Annotated in this window: 12 protein-coding genes, 1 tRNA gene, 2 rRNA genes and 3 pseudogenes (1 of these 18 cut by a window edge); 10 read left to right on the forward strand and 8 right to left on the reverse strand. The window is 55.3% G+C overall.

Annotated features, from left to right (window positions below; genetic code table 11):
- The 9 genes from AMB_RS04620 to AMB_RS24860 form a co-directional block, all read left to right on the forward strand.
- A 23S ribosomal RNA gene (locus AMB_RS04620) occupies positions 1 to 2,178 on the forward strand (it extends 565 nt beyond the left edge of the window).
- A gap of 95 nt (positions 2,179 to 2,273) precedes the next feature.
- Positions 2,274 to 2,388, forward strand: a 5S ribosomal RNA gene (gene rrf / locus AMB_RS04625).
- A 105-nt stretch (positions 2,389 to 2,493) separates the two neighbouring features.
- A tRNA-Met gene (locus AMB_RS04630) sits at positions 2,494 to 2,570 on the forward strand.
- Positions 2,571 to 2,759: 189 nt separating this feature from the next.
- Positions 2,760 to 3,809, forward strand: a complete 1,050-nt coding sequence (locus AMB_RS04635; protein ID WP_043746000.1) for a tyrosine-type recombinase/integrase — start codon at positions 2,760 to 2,762, stop codon at positions 3,807 to 3,809.
- Complete coding sequence (locus AMB_RS24850; protein ID WP_148207292.1) at positions 3,802 to 4,320, forward strand: hypothetical protein; 519 nt, start codon at positions 3,802 to 3,804, stop codon at positions 4,318 to 4,320. The genes AMB_RS04635 and AMB_RS24850 overlap by 8 nt, the downstream gene beginning before the upstream one ends.
- A 265-nt stretch (positions 4,321 to 4,585) precedes the next feature.
- Positions 4,586 to 7,210 carry a DEAD/DEAH box helicase gene (locus AMB_RS04645; protein ID WP_043743436.1) on the forward strand — a complete coding sequence of 875 codons (2,625 nt, stop codon included), beginning with the start codon at positions 4,586 to 4,588 and terminating at the stop codon, positions 7,208 to 7,210.
- A 221-nt stretch (positions 7,211 to 7,431) separates the two neighbouring features.
- Positions 7,432 to 8,283, forward strand: a complete 852-nt coding sequence (locus AMB_RS24855; protein ID WP_011383349.1) for a hypothetical protein — start codon at positions 7,432 to 7,434, stop codon at positions 8,281 to 8,283.
- Positions 8,284 to 8,296: 13 nt separating this feature from the next.
- Entirely contained in the window at positions 8,297 to 9,811 is a 1,515-nt protein-coding gene (locus tag AMB_RS04660; protein WP_011383350.1) for a VWA domain-containing protein, read from the forward strand.
- 44 nt (positions 9,812 to 9,855) lie between these two features.
- Positions 9,856 to 10,305: a hypothetical protein gene (locus AMB_RS24860; protein ID WP_148207293.1), complete on the forward strand. Its 450-nt coding sequence runs from the start codon at positions 9,856 to 9,858 to the stop codon at positions 10,303 to 10,305.
- A 156-nt stretch (positions 10,306 to 10,461) separates the two neighbouring features.
- Here AMB_RS24860 and AMB_RS04670 read toward each other — a convergent pair whose 3' ends face one another.
- The 5 genes and pseudogenes from AMB_RS04670 to AMB_RS04690 all read right to left on the reverse strand — a co-directional run bounded on the left by AMB_RS04670 (position 10,462) and on the right by AMB_RS04690 (position 12,933).
- Positions 10,462 to 11,175 (reverse strand): sensor histidine kinase, encoded by a 714-nt coding sequence (locus tag AMB_RS04670; protein ID WP_008620715.1) that lies wholly within the window; start codon positions 11,173 to 11,175, stop codon positions 10,462 to 10,464.
- A 27-nt stretch (positions 11,176 to 11,202) separates the two neighbouring features.
- Positions 11,203 to 11,382: pseudogene (locus AMB_RS25880) on the reverse strand (transposase); the annotation flags it as partial.
- Positions 11,380 to 11,786: pseudogene (locus AMB_RS24865) on the reverse strand (transposase); the annotation flags it as partial. The pseudogenes AMB_RS25880 and AMB_RS24865, both read right to left, overlap by 3 nt.
- A 169-nt stretch (positions 11,787 to 11,955) precedes the next feature.
- Positions 11,956 to 12,570: a LuxR C-terminal-related transcriptional regulator gene (locus AMB_RS04685; protein ID WP_008620711.1), complete on the reverse strand. Its 615-nt coding sequence runs from the start codon at positions 12,568 to 12,570 to the stop codon at positions 11,956 to 11,958.
- Between the two features lie 150 nt (positions 12,571 to 12,720).
- Positions 12,721 to 12,933 (reverse strand): hypothetical protein, encoded by a 213-nt coding sequence (locus AMB_RS04690; RefSeq protein WP_231848971.1) that lies wholly within the window; start codon positions 12,931 to 12,933, stop codon positions 12,721 to 12,723.
- Positions 12,934 to 13,932: 999 nt separating this feature from the next.
- On the opposite strand from AMB_RS04690, the gene AMB_RS23155 reads away from it, so the two are divergent.
- A complete protein-coding gene (locus tag AMB_RS23155; protein ID WP_231848972.1) occupies positions 13,933 to 15,324 on the forward strand; it encodes a sensor histidine kinase in 1,392 nt (463 codons plus the stop codon).
- 286 nt (positions 15,325 to 15,610) lie between these two features.
- Here the strand turns inward: AMB_RS23155 and AMB_RS04700 are convergent.
- The 3 genes and pseudogenes from AMB_RS04700 to AMB_RS23910 all read right to left on the reverse strand — a co-directional run.
- Positions 15,611 to 15,984 (reverse strand): annotated as a pseudogene (locus AMB_RS04700) (transposase); the annotation flags it as partial.
- Between the two features lie 214 nt (positions 15,985 to 16,198).
- Positions 16,199 to 16,957 carry an EAL domain-containing protein gene (locus tag AMB_RS23905; RefSeq protein ID WP_083763424.1) on the reverse strand — a complete coding sequence of 253 codons (759 nt, stop codon included), beginning with the start codon at positions 16,955 to 16,957 and terminating at the stop codon, positions 16,199 to 16,201.
- 127 nt (positions 16,958 to 17,084) lie between these two features.
- Positions 17,085 to 17,507, reverse strand: coding sequence for a DUF1465 family protein (locus AMB_RS23910; RefSeq protein WP_231848973.1), 423 nt, complete (start codon positions 17,505 to 17,507; stop codon positions 17,085 to 17,087).
- Positions 17,508 to 17,743: the final 236 nt, after the last annotated feature.

Raw genomic sequence — 17,743 nt, forward strand, 5'->3', positions numbered from 1 at the left:
GAGTTAGTGTATGCAGCAAGCTTAAGCCGGTAGGCGTAGGCGCAGCGAAAGCGAGTCTGAATAGGGCGACGAGTTGCATGCATTAGACCCGAAACCGGGTGATCTAGCCATGGGCAGGTTGAAGGTGGGGTAACACCCACTGGAGGACCGAACTCACGTCTGTTGAAAAAGACGGAGATGACCTGTGGTTAGGGGTGAAAGGCCAATCAAACTCGGAAATAGCTGGTTCTCCGCGAAAGCTATTTAGGTAGCGCCTCGGACGAATACCTACGGGGGTAGAGCACTGGATGGGCTAGGGGGTCCCAAAGACCTACCAAACCTAACCAAACTCCGAATACCGTAGAGTAATATCCGGGAGACAGACGGTGGGTGCTAAGGTCCATCGTCAAAAGGGAAACAGCCCAGACCGCCAGCTAAGGTCCCCAAGTCATGGTTAAGTGGGAAAGGATGTAAGACGGCCAAAACAACCAGGAGGTTGGCTTAGAAGCAGCCATCCTTTAAAGAAAGCGTAATAGCTCACTGGTCTAATAGCTGTCTCGCGCCGAAAATGTACCGGGGCTCAAACCATGCACCGAAGCTGCGGGTGTGCACTATGTGCACGCGGTAGCGGAGCGTTCCGTAAGCCTGCGAAGGCGTCATCGTGAGAGGCGCTGGAGGTATCGGAAGTGAGAATGCTGACATGAGTAGCGACAAACAGTGTGAGAAACACTGTCGCCGAAAGTCCAAGGGTTCCTGCGCAAGGCTAATCCGCGCAGGGTAAGCCGGCCCCTAAGGCGAGGGCGAAAGCCGTAGTCGATGGGAACCACGTTAATATTCGTGGGCCTGCTGGAAGTGACGACCCCCGTGTATCGTATCTCCTTATCGGATTGGAGGTGCGGTGAAGGGGGTCCAGGAAATAACTCCAGCGTATAGACCGTACCCTAAACCGACACAGGTGGACTGGTAGAGTATACCAAGGCGCTTGAGAGAACGATGTTGAAGGAACTAGGCAAATTGACCCCGTAACTTCGGGATAAGGGGTACCTCTCTTTGCGCAAGCAGAGGGGGGTGGCACAGACCAGGGGGTGGCGACTGTTTACTAAAAACACAGGGCTCTGCGAAGTCGAAAGACGACGTATAGGGTCTGACGCCTGCCCGGTGCCGGAAGGTTAAAAGGAGGGGTGCAAGCTCTGAATTGAAGCCCCGGTAAACGGCGGCCGTAACTATAACGGTCCTAAGGTAGCGAAATTCCTTGTCGGGTAAGTTCCGACCTGCACGAATGGCGTAACGACTTCCCCGCTGTCTCCAACATCGACTCAGCGAAATTGAATTCTCCGTGAAGATGCGGAGTACCCGTGGCTAGACGGAAAGACCCCGTGCACCTTTACTACAGCTTTGCAGTGGTACTAGGATGTGGATGTGTAGGATAGGTGGGAGCCTATGAAGCACCGGCGCCAGCTGGTGTGGAGGCAACCTTGAAATACCACCCTTCTGCTTCCTGGTATCTAACCGCGCCCCGTGAACCCGGGGCCGGGACCCTGCATGGCGGGTAGTTTGACTGGGGCGGTCGCCTCCCAAAGAGTAACGGAGGCGCGCGATGGTGGGCTCAGGCTGGTCGGAAATCAGCTGTCGAGTGCAATGGCATAAGCCCGCCTGACTGCGAGACAAACAAGTCGAGCAGAGACGAAAGTCGGTCATAGTGATCCGGTGGTCCCGCGTGGAAGGGCCATCGCTCAACGGATAAAAGGTACGCCGGGGATAACAGGCTGATCTCCCCCAAGAGTCCACATCGACGGGGAGGTTTGGCACCTCGATGTCGGCTCATCACATCCTGGGGCTGGAGCAGGTCCCAAGGGTTCGGCTGTTCGCCGATTAAAGTGGTACGTGAGCTGGGTTTAGAACGTCGTGAGACAGTTCGGTCCCTATCTACCATGGGTGTTGGAAACTTGAGAGGACCTGTCCCTAGTACGAGAGGACCGGGATGGACATACCTCTAGTGTACCGGTTGTCGCGCCAGCGGCATCGCCGGGTAGCCATGTATGGACGAGATAACCGCTGAATGCATCTAAGCGGGAAGCTCCCCTCAAAACCAGGTTTCCCTATCAGAGCCGTGGAAGACCACCACGTTGATAGGCAGCATGTGGAAGCGTGGTAACACGTGAAGCTAAGCTGTACTAATCGCTCGATCGGCTTGATCGCCCATGCGTAGCGGCAAGCCCGACACAAGAAACACTCGCATATGTGCACGAAGGTACTAATCCAGATCAGAAATTCTTCTTCGTTTCCTTCGACGACCAGGTGGTCATAGCGAGGGCCCCCCACCCGATCCCATCCCGAACTCGGACGTGAAACCCCTCTGCGCCGATGGTACTGTGTCTTAAGGCACGGGAGAGTAGGACGCTGCCTGGTCTTCAAAGGAAACGAAAAAAGAAAAACCTAACACGATCGACAAACACCGGCCCTCATAAGGCCGGTGTACGCCTTTCTAAGGCCTTATCACGGCCAACGCCTTACCGCGGGGTGGAGCAGCCCGGTAGCTCGTCAGGCTCATAACCTGAAGGTCGCAGGTTCAAATCCTGCCCCCGCAACCAGTCCAAAAAGCCTGCAATCCCAACGGATTGCAGGCTTTTTCTTTGGGCATTCGAATGGGGCAAATATCACGCTCTGCTCCAATTTTGCTCCATTGGGAATGGTTTTGCAGTATTCATGATCCGTTCCAATTTGGTCCTATCGACAACTTGACGACCCCGATGCCATCCTTTTGGTACGGAGTTTTTGTCATGGCGGATTTTATCAAGCGCGTTGGAACGAACGGGAAGATCAGCTGGCAGGCCAGGGTCCGCCGCAAGGGCTTCCCGGATATGTTCAAGACATTTCGGACCAAGGTCGAGGCTCAAAAGTGGGCCGCGGTTACGGAGTCCGAGATGGCCCGTCACGTCTTCACCGATCGCAGTTTGGCCGAGCGCACCACCCTGGGAGATGCCCTTGAGGTCTATCGGGACGAGGTGACGGTGGAGAAGGCCGGCCATCAAGAAGGCTATGTGATCAAGGCTTGGCTCAAGCATCCCTTGTCCAAGCGGACTCTTTCCAGCTTGAAGGTCCGGGATTTCCAGGCATGGGTGACGGAGAAGAAGGCAACGGTTGGGCCGAAGACCATCCGCCTTCATATCGGCGTCATTTCCAATCTCTATAATCGGCTTGAGAACCTGCTCGAGATTGAAGCCCTGCCCAATCCGGTCCTGAAGCTTATCCTCCCTCCGTTGCCAGAAGGTCGTGATCGCCGCCTCAATGTTATCGAGCATGATGACGGCACCGTCAGGAATGAAGCCGAGGCTCTCATTGGCGCTTGTGCTGATGCCGTCAATCCCTGGATTCGCCCCGCCGTGGAATTTGCCCTCGACGGCGCAATGCGGCGCAACGAGATCGTCCAAATGCGGTGGGAGCATGTGGATCTCAATGCTGGAATGGTCCGGTTACCGGCCGCCATCACAAAGACCGGCGTTTCTCGTGATGTTGCCCTCAGTCCTGCCGGTGTACAGGTTCTTCGCACCCTTCCACGGTCAATCGACGGCAGGGTTTTTCCGCTGACTGCCGATGCCCTCTATCGGGCCTTCGTTCGGGCCCGGAAGAGGGCCGGGCTTGACGATCTCCACTTCCACGATCTTCGGCATGAGGCCGCCAGCCGTCTGCGGGAAGAGGGACTCGACCTCATGGAAATCGCGTCCATTACCGGCCACAAGACCCTTCAGATGCTGAAGCGCTATGTCCACGTAAAGGCCAAGGATGTCGTGGAAAAGCGGCAGAAGTCCCATGGAGGCAGCCATGGATGATGACCACGCATCAGGGGTGGACCCGGGTCTAGACCCGGGTCTAGACCCACCCAGCTCGTGTTGTCATGGGAAAATTAGACCGTCAGATTTCGCTGATGTGCTGGTCAATATGGCCGCGCATCAGGCAATGACATCGTCACCGGACGTAAGGGATGATTCCCTGGCTCCGCCGCTCTCCAATGCCGACTTGGCAAGGGGAGGGCTTTGTCGCGCAGACGCGTGGATCAGGCCGGAAAAGTCCGCGAATGCAAGGCGTATGGAGCGCAAGCACTGCAAGCTGGAAGATTCTGGGCTTCGGCAGGTGAACATCGTCGCTCCGATAGCATTTCATGACGTCATGAAGGGAATCGGGCGACGGATGAAGGCTGGGGAGGACCCAGTCGGGGTAATGCTCGACGTAATCGTCGGCGGGGCTGTCTCTCAGGAAGGTCGTGAGCTCATTTTGGAACTGATCCGTCGCGTGGAAAACGGAGATCTGGAAATTGGGCGACTCAAGCAGCTGCTGAAATAGCCATGGGATTATCGGCATCGGCCGTGGTGGAGCCGCAGGCGGCGGCGACTGCCAATATCAGATCCTGCTTGTTCATGAATTCCTCCCCTATTCAACATGACGGGCACCCCGTCAATGATGGTGGTGCTGAGGCGGGAGTATTGATGCGTGGACTTCAGAGAGGGAAAGAAAACAATTATTTCCGGCAAACATATCGCCGATATGTCGGTGAGAGGGAAAGTAAACAGATATATCATGACATCCGCTATTCACTAGGTATCCCATCATGACCGATCCGGCATCAGATCCAGACTCCGACCTTGATTCCATTGCCATTACCTCTGAGCAAATCAATTGCCTCATCGCGGGGCTGGCGGCCGTTGCCGGTCAATGCGACACGGCTAAGTCTCTTGATGGCGAAGGCTTCGCCAAGATCGATGTTCCTCTCGGCCATATGCTTGCGCAGTTGCCAGCGGCGGAGTGGTCGGAGGAGAACATTATTAGCGGCTTGATTATGGCTAAGCGTTACAGGCGCCAGATCTCAGCTGCAGGGGTCCAGCTCGATAAACTGCTCGAGTTGTCCGTCACCGCGATAGCCATCCGGAATTCAAGGCGGGCTACACGCAAAATGAGGAAGCGTGGGGGGAGTGTCGGTATTGAGGTTAATGGCGATAGTCGGCGCATTACAATGATCTCGCCTTTCAACCATTACTTAGTTCAATGGCAGCGCGAACTGATCGGCGACCAATGGCTCGAAGATAAGCGGATGCGGGTCTGTTTGTTTTGCCTGGAAAACGCCATTGCGGTTATGAAATTGGCTGCCGAATTTGGGCTGACGCTGCCTGACGATTGGGAGAAAGCAATCGTCGATGCAAGGCCTGTTCGGCGTTTTGAGATTGTTGGGCCTAGTGTCATTCTTCACGGCGCATCTCGCCGCGATATTCCAGATAATAGATGGGAGGACGGACTTGATAGCGACTACAAGCTGTTTCGCCTGGATTATGAAAAGGGCCGATGCATCATCACTTCGGCCGCGAGCAGTTGGGCGTTGCGTCGGCTCCATGGTCTGCTGGACCAGCGTGGCTATCGCGACCAGATAGGTTTCTCAAATTTGATGCGGCGGATACCCTCCCTGGTGAGGGAAGAAAACCGGCGCGCTGAATCCGCCGGTGCGCTGACGCCAATCAACGGCCAGCCGATCCTGGAGGGGCTGCCCTCGGCAACAGCGGCACGGATTAAGCCACACCAGATCGTTGGTATCGAACAGATACTAAAGGGGGGCGTCGCGGGCGCCGGCAACAGTGAGATCATCCTTGCCGATGAGCAGGGGCTGGGCAAGACGTTGACCGCCCTGGCGGCATTGGAGATCGCCGACGCCTGGCCAGCGGTGATCATTACTCCCGCCGTAGCTAAATTAAATTGGGCCGACGAGGCGGCCGACTGGCTGCCCCATCGTCGTATTCATGTGATTGGCGTTGGCGCCAGAGCAGCGGGAGTGCCACTCTCCGATGCCGAGATCATCATCCTTAACTATGAGGTGACTAAGGCCAATTTGGATGCCCTCATCGCCATCCAGCCGCAGGCATTGGTGTGCGACGAAGCGCAGTACCTCAAGACCTACAATTCCGCCCGAACCGAAGCGGTTAAGGCGCTGCTGGAAAAAACAAAGCCGACGATCCGGTTGTTGATGACCGGCACGCCGATTATCAACAAGCCACGAGAATTGCTGACGCTGCTGACCTTGCTGCCGGTCAGTCTCGGAGCCATGGGCGGTTTCTGGCACTTCGCGGTTCGGTACTGTGGCGCCAAGAGGCGTCGAATTGGCTATGGTAGCGAATTCATTGATTTCAGCGGCGCCGAGAACACCGAGGAGTTAGCCGACCGGGTCCGGCGGGTTTGTCTGCTGCGAAGGGAAAAGAAACAGGTTTTGCCTGATCTTGCGGATAAGCTCTGGTGTCAGGCGGATGTCGGTTTGGCAAACCGTTACGAATACGATGATGCCAACCGCAATCTGATGACGTGGATGACACAGTACCGCCCTCAGCAAGCAGAAGACATTCTTGAGGCTAGGCGAGCTCGTCATCGAGCTCTATTGGCCGAGCTTGATGCCCTTGAAGCCAGCGGCGATGATGACGAAGATGAAATGTATTTGCTCGTCAATCAGATCAGCCTGTTGGAGTTTGGTCTGGGTGAACTCGGCCAGGCCGACCTGGATGAAGCGTTGCGCAGGGTCAGTGTGCTTCGACAGCTTACCGGCATTGGCAAGATTCCCGCCGCGGTGACCTGGGTGGAACACTTCCTCGTCTCAAAACCCTCGGAAAAATTGATTATTTTCGCTCACCACATCGAGGTGCAGCAACAATTGCAGGTGGCCTTCTCCGACGCCCTTGTCATTGATGGCAAGACTTCGGCAACCGCTCGGCGCAAGGCGGTCAAAGCCTTCCAGGCTGAGGGCGGTCCCCGACTGATCATTTGTTCCCTGCGCGCGGCACAGACGGCGCTGACTCTCACTCGCGCCCGCCACGTTCTGTTCGTCGAACTCGATTGGACGCCATCTGGGATTGAGCAGGCGGCTGATCGCGCACACCGCATTGGCCAGGACGGCCAAGTTGAGATCACGCTGATGGTGGCGCCTGGTTCCCTGGACGACCGCATGTTGGAAGTCATCACCAGAAAGCGAGTGATAATCCGTTCCGTTATGGCGAACGACACCGCCAGCATGGCGGCACCTTTCGGCCTTCGCCGGGATGGACTGCCGCGTATGCAAGCCGCGGGGCCTGGTCGACCTAAAACGCTCAGTGAAGAGGAAAGAAAACAGAGAAATGCTGCTGCTAAAGCCGCATGGCGGGAACGCAATCGAGGTAAAATGCAGGGCTACACCAAGCTGTGGCGGGCAAAAAAGCGGGTGTGAGCGAAGGAGGCGTCTAGGTTTCCGGCCCAGCCGGTGGCAGCTTGGCAGGCGACCGCAGTGCCCCCGGGAACGGCCACTCGGCTGGAGCATCCGCTATGGCCCCTGAGTGCCACAAGCCGTCATTTACTTGCCCTGTTGGGGGCTGTCGGCTTTTGGCATGGGCAGTACCAGCTGATGTGCTAGTCTAAATCCGTATGGCTATCTGCCATTTGGGGGGGATGATGCCTATACTTCTGATCGTGCTGTCAGCTTGTGGTTTCTTTGCCGTCATGGTTGGCGTGTCCAAACTGGCTGATCGAACCAAGGTGAAGCCAGCCGCCAAGGGTGCCCGAACCATAAACTTTCAGGGCATCGATGATGCTGGAAAGCTGACCCGACAGAAGGCGGAGCTTGAATCTCGGGTTAAAGCGCTTGCTGCCAAGGAGGCATCCCTTATCGCTTCCATGCAGGAATTCGAGCAAGGCATCGATGCCCGCAAGGGGGCGAAGCTGGCTGCCGAGCAAGACGAAATCAATGCTGCTGTCTCGGCCAAAAATGCAGTTGAGGCTCGTGTTAGCGAGCTTCGTGAGGCTGAACGAAAGCTGGCCGATGTCGTCTCTGACCATCAGGCCGACGCCGACCGTAAGAAATTGCATGTGGATGAACTATCCGCCGACGTTGCCGATCTCACCCGGACCAAGGACGCTCTCGACGAGAGCATCACCAATCTCTTGGCCCGGCAGCGTGAGATTGAGGCTGAGATGGCCGAACTGGATCGTGACATTGACGAGCGACGCCGGGAAAAAGTAGCCGAGATGGAAGAGGCCATCGCCGCACAGAAGGAATTGGCGCTGTCCAAGATCATGGCGTGGACGGAATCCGAGAAATCGCGGCTTCAGGAGCGGTTCGAGAGCAGCTATCAGACCGAGGTCACCGACCTGCGGCGTCAGCTGATCGAGAAAGTCACCGCCGAATTCGACAGCATCCACGAATACTTTTCGGCCTTTGCCTCGGAGCGCAAGCTCATGGCCGAGACCGAGATCAAGGACTTCCTGGCGGAGAAGCGTTCGACCATTCTGTCCAACCTCGAATAGACCGGAGACGGACATGCTTGCTCGCGCCATTCTGGCTGTCGCCCTGATTGTCAGTGCTGTTCTTGGCCCGGTTCGTCCAGTTTCAGCCCAAGAGCAACCGGACATTATCATCCTGTTCGATCAATCGGGATCGGTTGGAAAGCATGATCCAAAACTCGCCTCCAAGGCCTGGCTGCTTACCTTCCTGAAGACCTTCGACAATCCGTATAAGATCGAAATCGTTGGGTTCGACGAAGCCCTGTACCGTCACCTGGCCATCGACCGTGATACCGCCACCGACATCAATGCCGTGAACCGGGCCATCGACGGCATTGAAACGGTTGGCAAGGCGACAGATTTGGAGATGCCCTTTCGCTATCTGCTGAATTTCGCAAAATCCTCGACGAAACTGGCCGTGATTATATCCGATGGCGAGCCTGAGATTTGGGATGCCAAGCTGGGCTATCTCAGCAAGGAGGTTCAAGCGGATTCCCGCTATGACGATCTGAACCGTCAGTATCAACAGATGAAGGATGCCGGGGTCTCTAAACGCAAACGATTTGAAAAGCTCGGTGCCTTGTACCACGCCCGCAATATCGATCTGATCGAAGGCCAGATGCCCGGCATCGCGAAGCTGATCGGGGATCGACTGATCATTTGGGATTTGTCGGGGACATCATACTATCTGAAGACCTGGGCCAAGGCGGCGGGTGCCCAATATCTGCCGATGCGGGTGGCTGCTCAGGAAAACCCCGTTGAGCAATTGCAGAAGGCAATGACGGCCTTGCAGCAGCATTCCAGTGCTATCGTCAAAGAGGCTCTACCTGACGACCATGAGCACCGGGCGGCAGTCGCCTTGACCACAATTCCCGAGATCGCTGCGAAGGTTCAGCCCAAGGAGATTCCAGCCCCCAGGCCGCCAGCTCCACCCGTTGAAACGAAAGCACCAGAACCTGCACCACTACAACCCGTGGCTCCGTCACCTTCAAAAGATGACCAGCCCTCATCCTGGTTGATCGTGCTGGTGCTACTGGGAGGAGCCGCCGGGGCTTATGCTTTCTTCCGTCGGCGAGCGCCGGTCGCGTCGTCGGCCAAGGCTGGACCCGCCATACCCTTGGACCTTGCATCTCAGTACATCGACGCCAAGGTCAAGAATGCTCTCGATGATGCGGAGAAACTGCGGCGTAAGCTTCTCGTCAATGAGAGCGGGGCGGTCAATGTCGAGCGACGGTTCTCATTGCGCGTATCTGTTCCGCCCGGAGCCATGGAGGTTCAATGGATCGGTGAGGATGGTGACAAGCGGGAAACCCCCGCAATCGACATCTCCATGCATGGCGTCAAATTCGAGACATATGGAGCCGGGATAGCCTCGGTCACCGCAATCGTCTGTCCGAAGATGGAGGTGGTGCTGGCCGTGAAGAAATTTGAGGAAATCCGCCGTGATGGAAGCCGCGCTGTAGCACTGCTGATCGAGTTCGATAACAATCTCGACGACTGGATGCGGTGGGTGGAAATCATCACCCGGATTGATCAGGCTGTTACGAAGTGATTGGACCACGCCCTATAGCTGTGGCCCCCAAACAGGAGATTTCCATGAGCAATCTGATTGATGAGACTCTGGATTTCGTGGGGCATGAGCTTCAGATTGCTCGTGATCGGGTCGAAGGTCTCGCCCACGCACTCAGCATTTCTGTCCTGCCCTCTCCCCCGGAACCAAAGCAGAAGCCACCAACACTGAAACAGTTTCATGAGCTTGAAATGCGCCTCCATGAGATTGAGGTCAAGCTTAGGGCAACCCAGCGCGAGCTAGGGCTGAAGAAAGCCGCAAACGAAGGTCTGATGGCCCAGGCAAACGTCCTAAAAGACGCATTGAAAGCAGCTTACCCTAAAAGCCCACTGTTGGGATCGAGTGGTAAAGCTTGGAAATCTGGACCGATGGCGGGAAAGCAAAAGTCCCAGTTACGTGTTGTCTGGGAAAAAGCTTTTGACAAAGAAGCCAAGCGCCTTGGGGCTACCGATCCTCTGAAAATTCGCCTTTCCTGAACCGGGAAAAGTTTACACATCGAATGCCTCTTGTGGGTCATGGACGGCCGACTGGCCCCGGCGCGATGGATGACTGCTGCACCTCCGATAGCCGCCGCTCAAGGCAAAGGTCCGATCCGGCCCCGTTGTGCCATTTCTCGTCTGTGGACCAGTTGATCAGGTTGGGACTGAACCTTCCGGCAGCGTAAAGTAGAAGGTCGTTCCGTCGTCAGGCATCGACGCCAGCCAAATGCTTCCGGAATGTCGCTCAATGATCTTCTTGCTGATCGCAAGGCCGATCCCGGTACCGTCGTATTCTTCACGTGCGTGCAGACGCTGGAAAATGCCAAAGATGCGCTCAAAATACTCCGGCGCAATGCCAATGCCGTTGTCGCCCACACTGAACTCCCAATGACGGTCCAGGTGTCGACCGTCAATCCGGATAATCGGTGTTACGTCAGGCTTTCGGTATTTGAGCGCGTTGCCGATCAGGTTCTGGAACAGCCTCATGACCTGAGTGGGATCTCCCATCACCCAGGATGATCGGATCGCGTCATCGACAGTGATCGTCGCCCCGCTGTCTTTGATCGCCATCCCCAGATTAGTTAGTGCCAATTGCACCGCAGGCATGATTGGCATGGCGGTAATAGCTTCGCCACATCTATTAACACGCGATAATTCCAGCAGATCAAGCACCAGACGGTCTAACCGCTTGGCCCCATCGCGAGCGAACCCAATAAATTCCCGCGCAGCCTCATCGAGCTGATCCGAATAGCGCCGCTCCAGCAGACTGAGATAGCTGCTGACCATCCGCAGCGGTTCTCGGAGGTCATGGCTGGCGACATAAGGATCGTGTCCCAGGAGTTGGTGTAACAGCGCCTTGGCCGTCATGATCTCCGGCGGGCATGGCCGGGACCGTCATTCCGCCGCGATGGGCAGGCAGACGAGAGGATCATCGCTCAGTTGGGTGACGGATTCCAGGGTCATGTAGCGGGAGCGTTGGACGGCCCATTCGTCGTTCTGCTCCAGCAGGATGGCGCCGATCAGGCGGGTGATGGCGGCTTCGTTGGGGAAGATTCCGACGACCTCGGTGCAGCGGATCGCTCCGTCGTCGGGGCGGCAGGACCGATAACGGACCACCCGCCGGGAAATCCCCACGATGCAACACGCCCGACGCTCACTCAGCCCGAATAACTCCCGGACATGAGCGACGACGCTACGCCTGACGGCGGGCGTCACCATTTTTTTGAGGAAATCTCTTTCAAAACGGCGTTGTCGAGCATCGCTTCGGCCTGCAGCTTCTTCAGCCGGGCGTTTTCATCCTCCAGCGCCTTCAGCCGCTTGGCCTCCGACACCTCCATGCCGCCGTACTTCGCCTTCCATTTGTAGAAAGTGGCGTCCGAGATCCCGTGCTTGCGGCACACATCAACCATCTTCGCACCGGCCTCCTGCTCCTTGAGGATGCCGATGATCTGCTCTTCCGTGAAACGACTGCGCTTCATAAGTCCGTCTCCTGTCGTCGACGAACTCTACCTCAGACCGGATACATTTTCTGGGAACAGGTCAGGGTCCATGACCCAATTGGGTCATTAGGCGAGACAGCACTTCACACGGGCTGCGCCGTCAACTCCGGGCAATCCGCAGTCATCTGCGAACAGATTACGGCAATTTTTAAGCAAGCAAAGCGGCTTGTGTCCTAGATCGAACGGACAAAGCTTTTAGTATGCTCGTTACATGAAGCTTCACAGTGCCCTCAGCCAGACCAAGATCTGTAGCTATTTCCCGGTTCGACTTTCCAGTCTTTAATTGGCTGAGAATCTCACGCTGCCTCGAAGTGAGGTGAGTAATATTCGGCACCTCGACTGTGGCAGTAACCAGCTGATTACCGGGATCGGCAAACTCCGCAGGAAGGTAAATGCCGCCAGCCACAACCAAGTTTAGCGCCGCCAGAAAAACTTGGCTGGATGATGCTTTAGTGATGAAACCCGACGCTCCGAGGTCGATAGCAAGATTGACGGCGGACCGGTCAGCGACGTCAGAAACGATTACGATGTGCGCTGGCGACGGAAGCAAATGACGCAATTTCCTTAGACATTCAGGCCAAGGCCCACCGGACATTGTCAGATCGAGCAGAGCCAAGTCGATGCCCGATTCACGCTCTCCCGCCTCAATGACTTCTGCGAAACTGCTCGCTTCCACAATTTGCGAAGCTTCCACGTACAGGGTGAGGATGTGACGCAGACCCTCGCGAAACAACTGGTGATCATCGGCAATAAGGATCTTCATCGGAAATGCCAAGCCCACTTTTCACGCCGTTGGCTATATGAGATCCACGCCCAAAGTGTGCTTCGATTCTGTCTGGAATGCACCCGATAATGCAGATCCACTTGAAATTCGGGCACACACTATAAACACGCAGTTCCATCATTTGGCGTGTCAACGGGTCTGGATGAGAACCTCATCGATCTTGGTGAAGCCGCTGCCGACTCCCAGTTGAGACAGATGGACGGTTACCGAGCCATAACCATCGATCTTCGCCAGCCGCACCATGGTTCCCGACTTCGGGACGTCGATGATGCTGTCCACCGACCAAACCGTCCGGCTCCGACCGTTACTCTGATAAAGATCGCCGAGGGCAACAGCTTTCATGATCCACTCCCCTTGGGAGCGTTTCATTGCATACTGACGACGGTCTGATCAAGTGACAGATTGAAACCAAGATTATGGGATCAGCCCAACCTGGGGGCATAGCGGTCACTTGCTGCGCGGCTGCCAACGGGCTCACCGCGCGTCTTGTCTGCCGGTATCAATTGCTTGACTGCGCTTGGAGATAGAGCAAAATTCCTTCAGGGGAGCAGTTTCGCCAATTCGGCCCCCCGCGAGGCCGACCGGGCCGCCTTCGACAGCCACCCGGTCGGCCATCTGCATTTTGGAACACTCATGCGTCACTTTGGTCTATCTGCGCCTCCGCCAATTCGCCGCCGCTCCAAGCCATGGTTTGCGTGGCTGGCTGTGATGGCTGCTATTGCGGGGGTGGTAGCAGTCTGGGTCCGATAGCGACACTGACCCGGCATAGCGGGCGTTCCCGCTGACTGGCGGTTGCCGGGGCACAGCGGTCGCCTGCCGCGCCGGGGCCGACCAGCTCAGGTTTACACTCAAGGGCCGCCGCAAGCGTTCTCACCGAACGACGGGTGTCTGGGGTAGAGCGGTCGGCCGCAGCGTACCGGCTGACCGGCTCAGGCTGACCCAACCCGGCCATTTGGCAGGACCGCCGTCCACATCTACAGGTTGTTAGCCCGAATTGATCTATTGACGAGGCCAAAAGAAACACCACAATCTCCATAGGGGGCGGTTTCGCCAATTCGGTCCCTCGCGAGGCCGACCGTGTAGCCTTCGACAGCCACCCGGTCGGTCATCTGCTTTGGATGTGGGGGCGTTATGGGGTACGTTGGACTATCTGCGCCGCCGCCAGTTCGTCGCCGCCCCAAGCCTTGGTTTGCATGGCTGGCAGTGGCTGCCGCTATCGCTGGTGTGGTGGCGGTCTGGGTCCGGTAGGGGCCTGCGTGATTTATCGCGTGTCCCCCAATAGGTCGTCTCATGACGAAATCAATTTTCTATCTCTCGTTTCTGTATGCGGGGGGGTGACGGGTGAAACTCGACATATCCACCTTGTTCTTCGTTCTTGGTGGAGCGTCAGTTTTGGCGAGCGCCTTTGCGTGGTTCCTATTCATCAACAACAGGGCCATCAACGGCGTCCTGGCTGTTGCCCTGTCTAATTCATTTTTCGCCTTCGGCTTCGGGGCTATAGCATTGCGAGAGGTACTGCCCGGATGGCTTTCATTTGTTGCAGGGAATGTGGCCATATTTTGTGGATATGCGCTGGTTCTTTTTGGTCTTCTACAGTTCACAGGAAGAAGGGCTGACTGGCGCTTGCTACTGGGTGGCATGGCCATTTACGGCTCTGAATACGCTTATTATTTTTTTATTGATGACAATTTTAAGATGCGACTCTTATGCTATCTACTGGCCTACTCTGTGACATCCCTATGGGCCTTCACTGTGACCATCTCAGAATTTCGTAAGACCCGGATGACTTCGTATCTGGCTGCGTCAGCATTCTTGCTCTTCCTGTCGATTTCATTCCTTGTCAGCGCGGCTCTGTCTAATCCCAGCGACAGGGTTAAGGACATCTATTCGCTGACGGCGATCAACGCATCGGTAGTGTTCGAGCAGATCATCTTTGTCATCGGCTGGATCATTTCGTTTATCTTGATGGTTAACGAACGATTGATCGACGAAAAAAATCAGGTTCAAAATGCACTAAATGATAAAAACATAATATTGGAGCAGTCAAACGCTGACCTTGAGCAATTTGCCTATGTTGCATCACACGATCTACAGACTCCACTAAGTAATATGGTTCGATACGCCCAGCTGCTTGAGCATCGATATAGTGGGAAAATTGACTCAGATGCTGACGATTTCCTTCGCTTTATTGCTGAAGGCGGGAAGCACATGACCAATTTGATTTACGATCTTTTGGCATTTTCCCGAACATCGCAACAATTGGAGCTTTTAAGGCCGATACCTGCTGGGGATGCCATAGCACGGGCTTTGAAAAATCTTGAACTGGACCTGCATGCATCCGGAGCAGAGGTCACAGTCGGTGATCTGCCGACGGTTATCGCCGATCAGACCCATCTCGTCAGTTTGTTTCAGAACCTACTCAGTAACGCCATCAAGTATAGTGCGCCAGACCGCAGGCCGGTGCTTTCGGTGAGTGCGGAACGTATGCCCAGCAACGACTGGCGCTTTGCTGTATCCGATAACGGCATTGGTATTGAGTCGCAATATCACGGCAAGATCTTCGAGATATTTCAGCGTCTTGACCCTATGTCCTACAAGGATGGCACTGGCATCGGCCTGACACTTTGTCGGCGAATTGTCCACCGTTTCGGCGGCGAGATTTGGCTAGAGTCTGAGCTGGGCGAAGGCACGACGTTCTTCTTCACGCTCAAGGATGGTGCGGACCAATCCTGATCGCTTCCCAAGGACGACCGGTTGTAGCACATGGGGGCTCTTCGCCGTGAACGACGGGTGTCTGGGTAGAGCGGTCGGCTGCAGCGTACCGGCCGCCCAGCTCAGGCTGACCTATCTCAGACGTTTCAACGGTCTGCCGAAGACTGCGGGGCAGTGTGTGGCGTTATGTTAGGAACGATCACCTCATCTGCGCTCATGATTCCTCGAGCCTTGCCCGACATCTTGGCCTGATACATGCGGGCGTCGGCCAGTTCAATCAGTGCTGGCCAGTCTTGGGCATTATCGGCGAGCGGGGCTGTCCCAACACCAGGCAAGCCCGGCGCTCCGACACCGCCAACCGCTCGCACACCGCCATGATGCAACACCGGCGACGGGCGGGGCTCAGAAGTTTCCCCAGGCGGCCTCCTTCAAAATCAGCTTGTCGATGGTCAGGTCAGCCACCGCCTTGCGCAGCCGATCGTTCTCGCGCTCAAGCTCCTTGAGCCGCTTGGCCTGAGAGACCTTCATCCCTCCGTATTCCTGGCGCCAGCGGTAGTACGTCACTTCCGTCACCGACAGCGCCTTGGCGACGTCGGCCACCTTCCGGCCTTGCGCCAGAAGCACGTCCGCTTCACGCAGCTTGCCGATGATCTCTTCGGCGGTATGTCTCTTCTTCGGCATGGAATGTCCCCTTCATGGTCAGTTGAATTATTACATTCAACATGGAGCCATTCACGGGGGGCAATCCGTCTATCGGGCTTTGGAAATAGCCGGATGAATTTCCAAAGCTGATAATGAGGATACCCCTGAATTTGCGTATCAGCCCAGATAAGCCATTATAGGCATGCTCAGGATGAGTCCACGTAATAATATTGTTATTATATATAATTACTATTTAAGGTGAAAAGTTAATGCTCGAGTCTAAAGCAATGGAGTTAACAGCGGGTCGCGAAAATAAAAATCCTTGTACATAACGCACGCCGGCATCACGAAGAACTTTTAATTCTTGAGTCCGCTCCACTCCCTCGGCGACAACATCAACGCCAAGCTCCTGACATACCTTTATCATTCCCAGGGCAATTGTACGGCGTCGTTGATCATGGTCGATATTGCGGACCAGGGCGATGTCCAATTTCACGACATCAACAATCATCTCTGCCAGCACATTAAGACCGGCATAGCCCGCCCCAAAATCATCAAGTGCCACCCTGAATCCATGGCGGCGGTATTCCTCGATGATGCCAAGCAGATGAGGGGTATCTGTGATCCTTTCGTCCTCAGTAATCTCAAAGGTAATGAGATCGAGGGGAAAGTTGACTCGGTCCGCAGCAGCCAAGGTGGCACGTATACATGCCTTGGGATCATAAACGGCATTGGGTAGGAAATTGATGCTCAGACGCCGGTCCAAGCCCAAGCTGGCTGCAAGGTCGATGGCCTTGACCCGGCACGCCTGATCGAATGCGTAGCGGTTGTCGGCAGTCACTTGAGAAAGAACGCTCATAGCAGGTTGGCCCTCTGGACCTCTCACCAGTGCTTCGTAGGTCGATATGCGTCGCTCATGCAAATCCACAATTGGCTGAAACGCCATGGTGAAAGGAATAGCAAAACCCTTTCCCTCCAGGCACGAGTGGCAACCAGATTTTGAATGGCTCATGGCTTCCTTGGACCGTTCGTTCGCGGCAGCGTGGATGATGCGAGATTTGCTGTCGCTTTGCTAATTTTCTGCCGCATTTTGAACCGTCACCAAGAAACTCTGAGTGACTTTTGGGGATGGCAGCGGGTCAATGTTCAGGTTCAGCGTGCCCGAAATTAGCGTCTAATTCCTCGTTGTTAGATGATGGGGGATAACGCGTTGCTGTGCGAGCAAAACTTGTTTCCAGCCGCTCGATCCGCAGAAAAAGTTTGTGTGAACGATTCAATAGTGATCGTAATTCATCAGAAATTACAGCATCATTACAATGCGATGTGTCCAAGCACACATCATGCCCAGATAGCCTAAATTGGTCTTCCATCGCATATTCTGCGGAAATCTCACCGTTATGAACTGCACGCTGGAACATCAGCCACGACATAACTTGAGTCAGACGGCTTGTTAACCGAAAAGTTTCATTGGTTATCCGAAGCCCTTTAACGCCATCGACTTTTTGCCGGTCCCACCATTCGGTTTCCATCATGAAGGTCCGAGCTTCAACCAGTAGAGCCATGGTTTCTTCAATAGGGCCGCGAAAATATGCAGTTGTTTGCATCCTCGCACCTCATGCCACCACCAAGACGGGCGAATGTTTCTTACAATGCTAACATGCGAAGTTCCGCCATCATATGCCAATCAAAACCAAATGTCATACTTCAGCCCAGCCAGCCATATACAGTATTGCGGTTATTTCCTGATAGATGGATCTCGATCATCGTGGTTCAATCCCCTCGTGGCTTCTTCCCAAGA

Origin of the sequence: Paramagnetospirillum magneticum AMB-1, assembly GCF_000009985.1 — a bacterium.
In the GTDB taxonomy this organism is placed as follows: domain Bacteria; phylum Pseudomonadota; class Alphaproteobacteria; order Rhodospirillales; family Magnetospirillaceae; genus Phaeospirillum; species Phaeospirillum magneticum.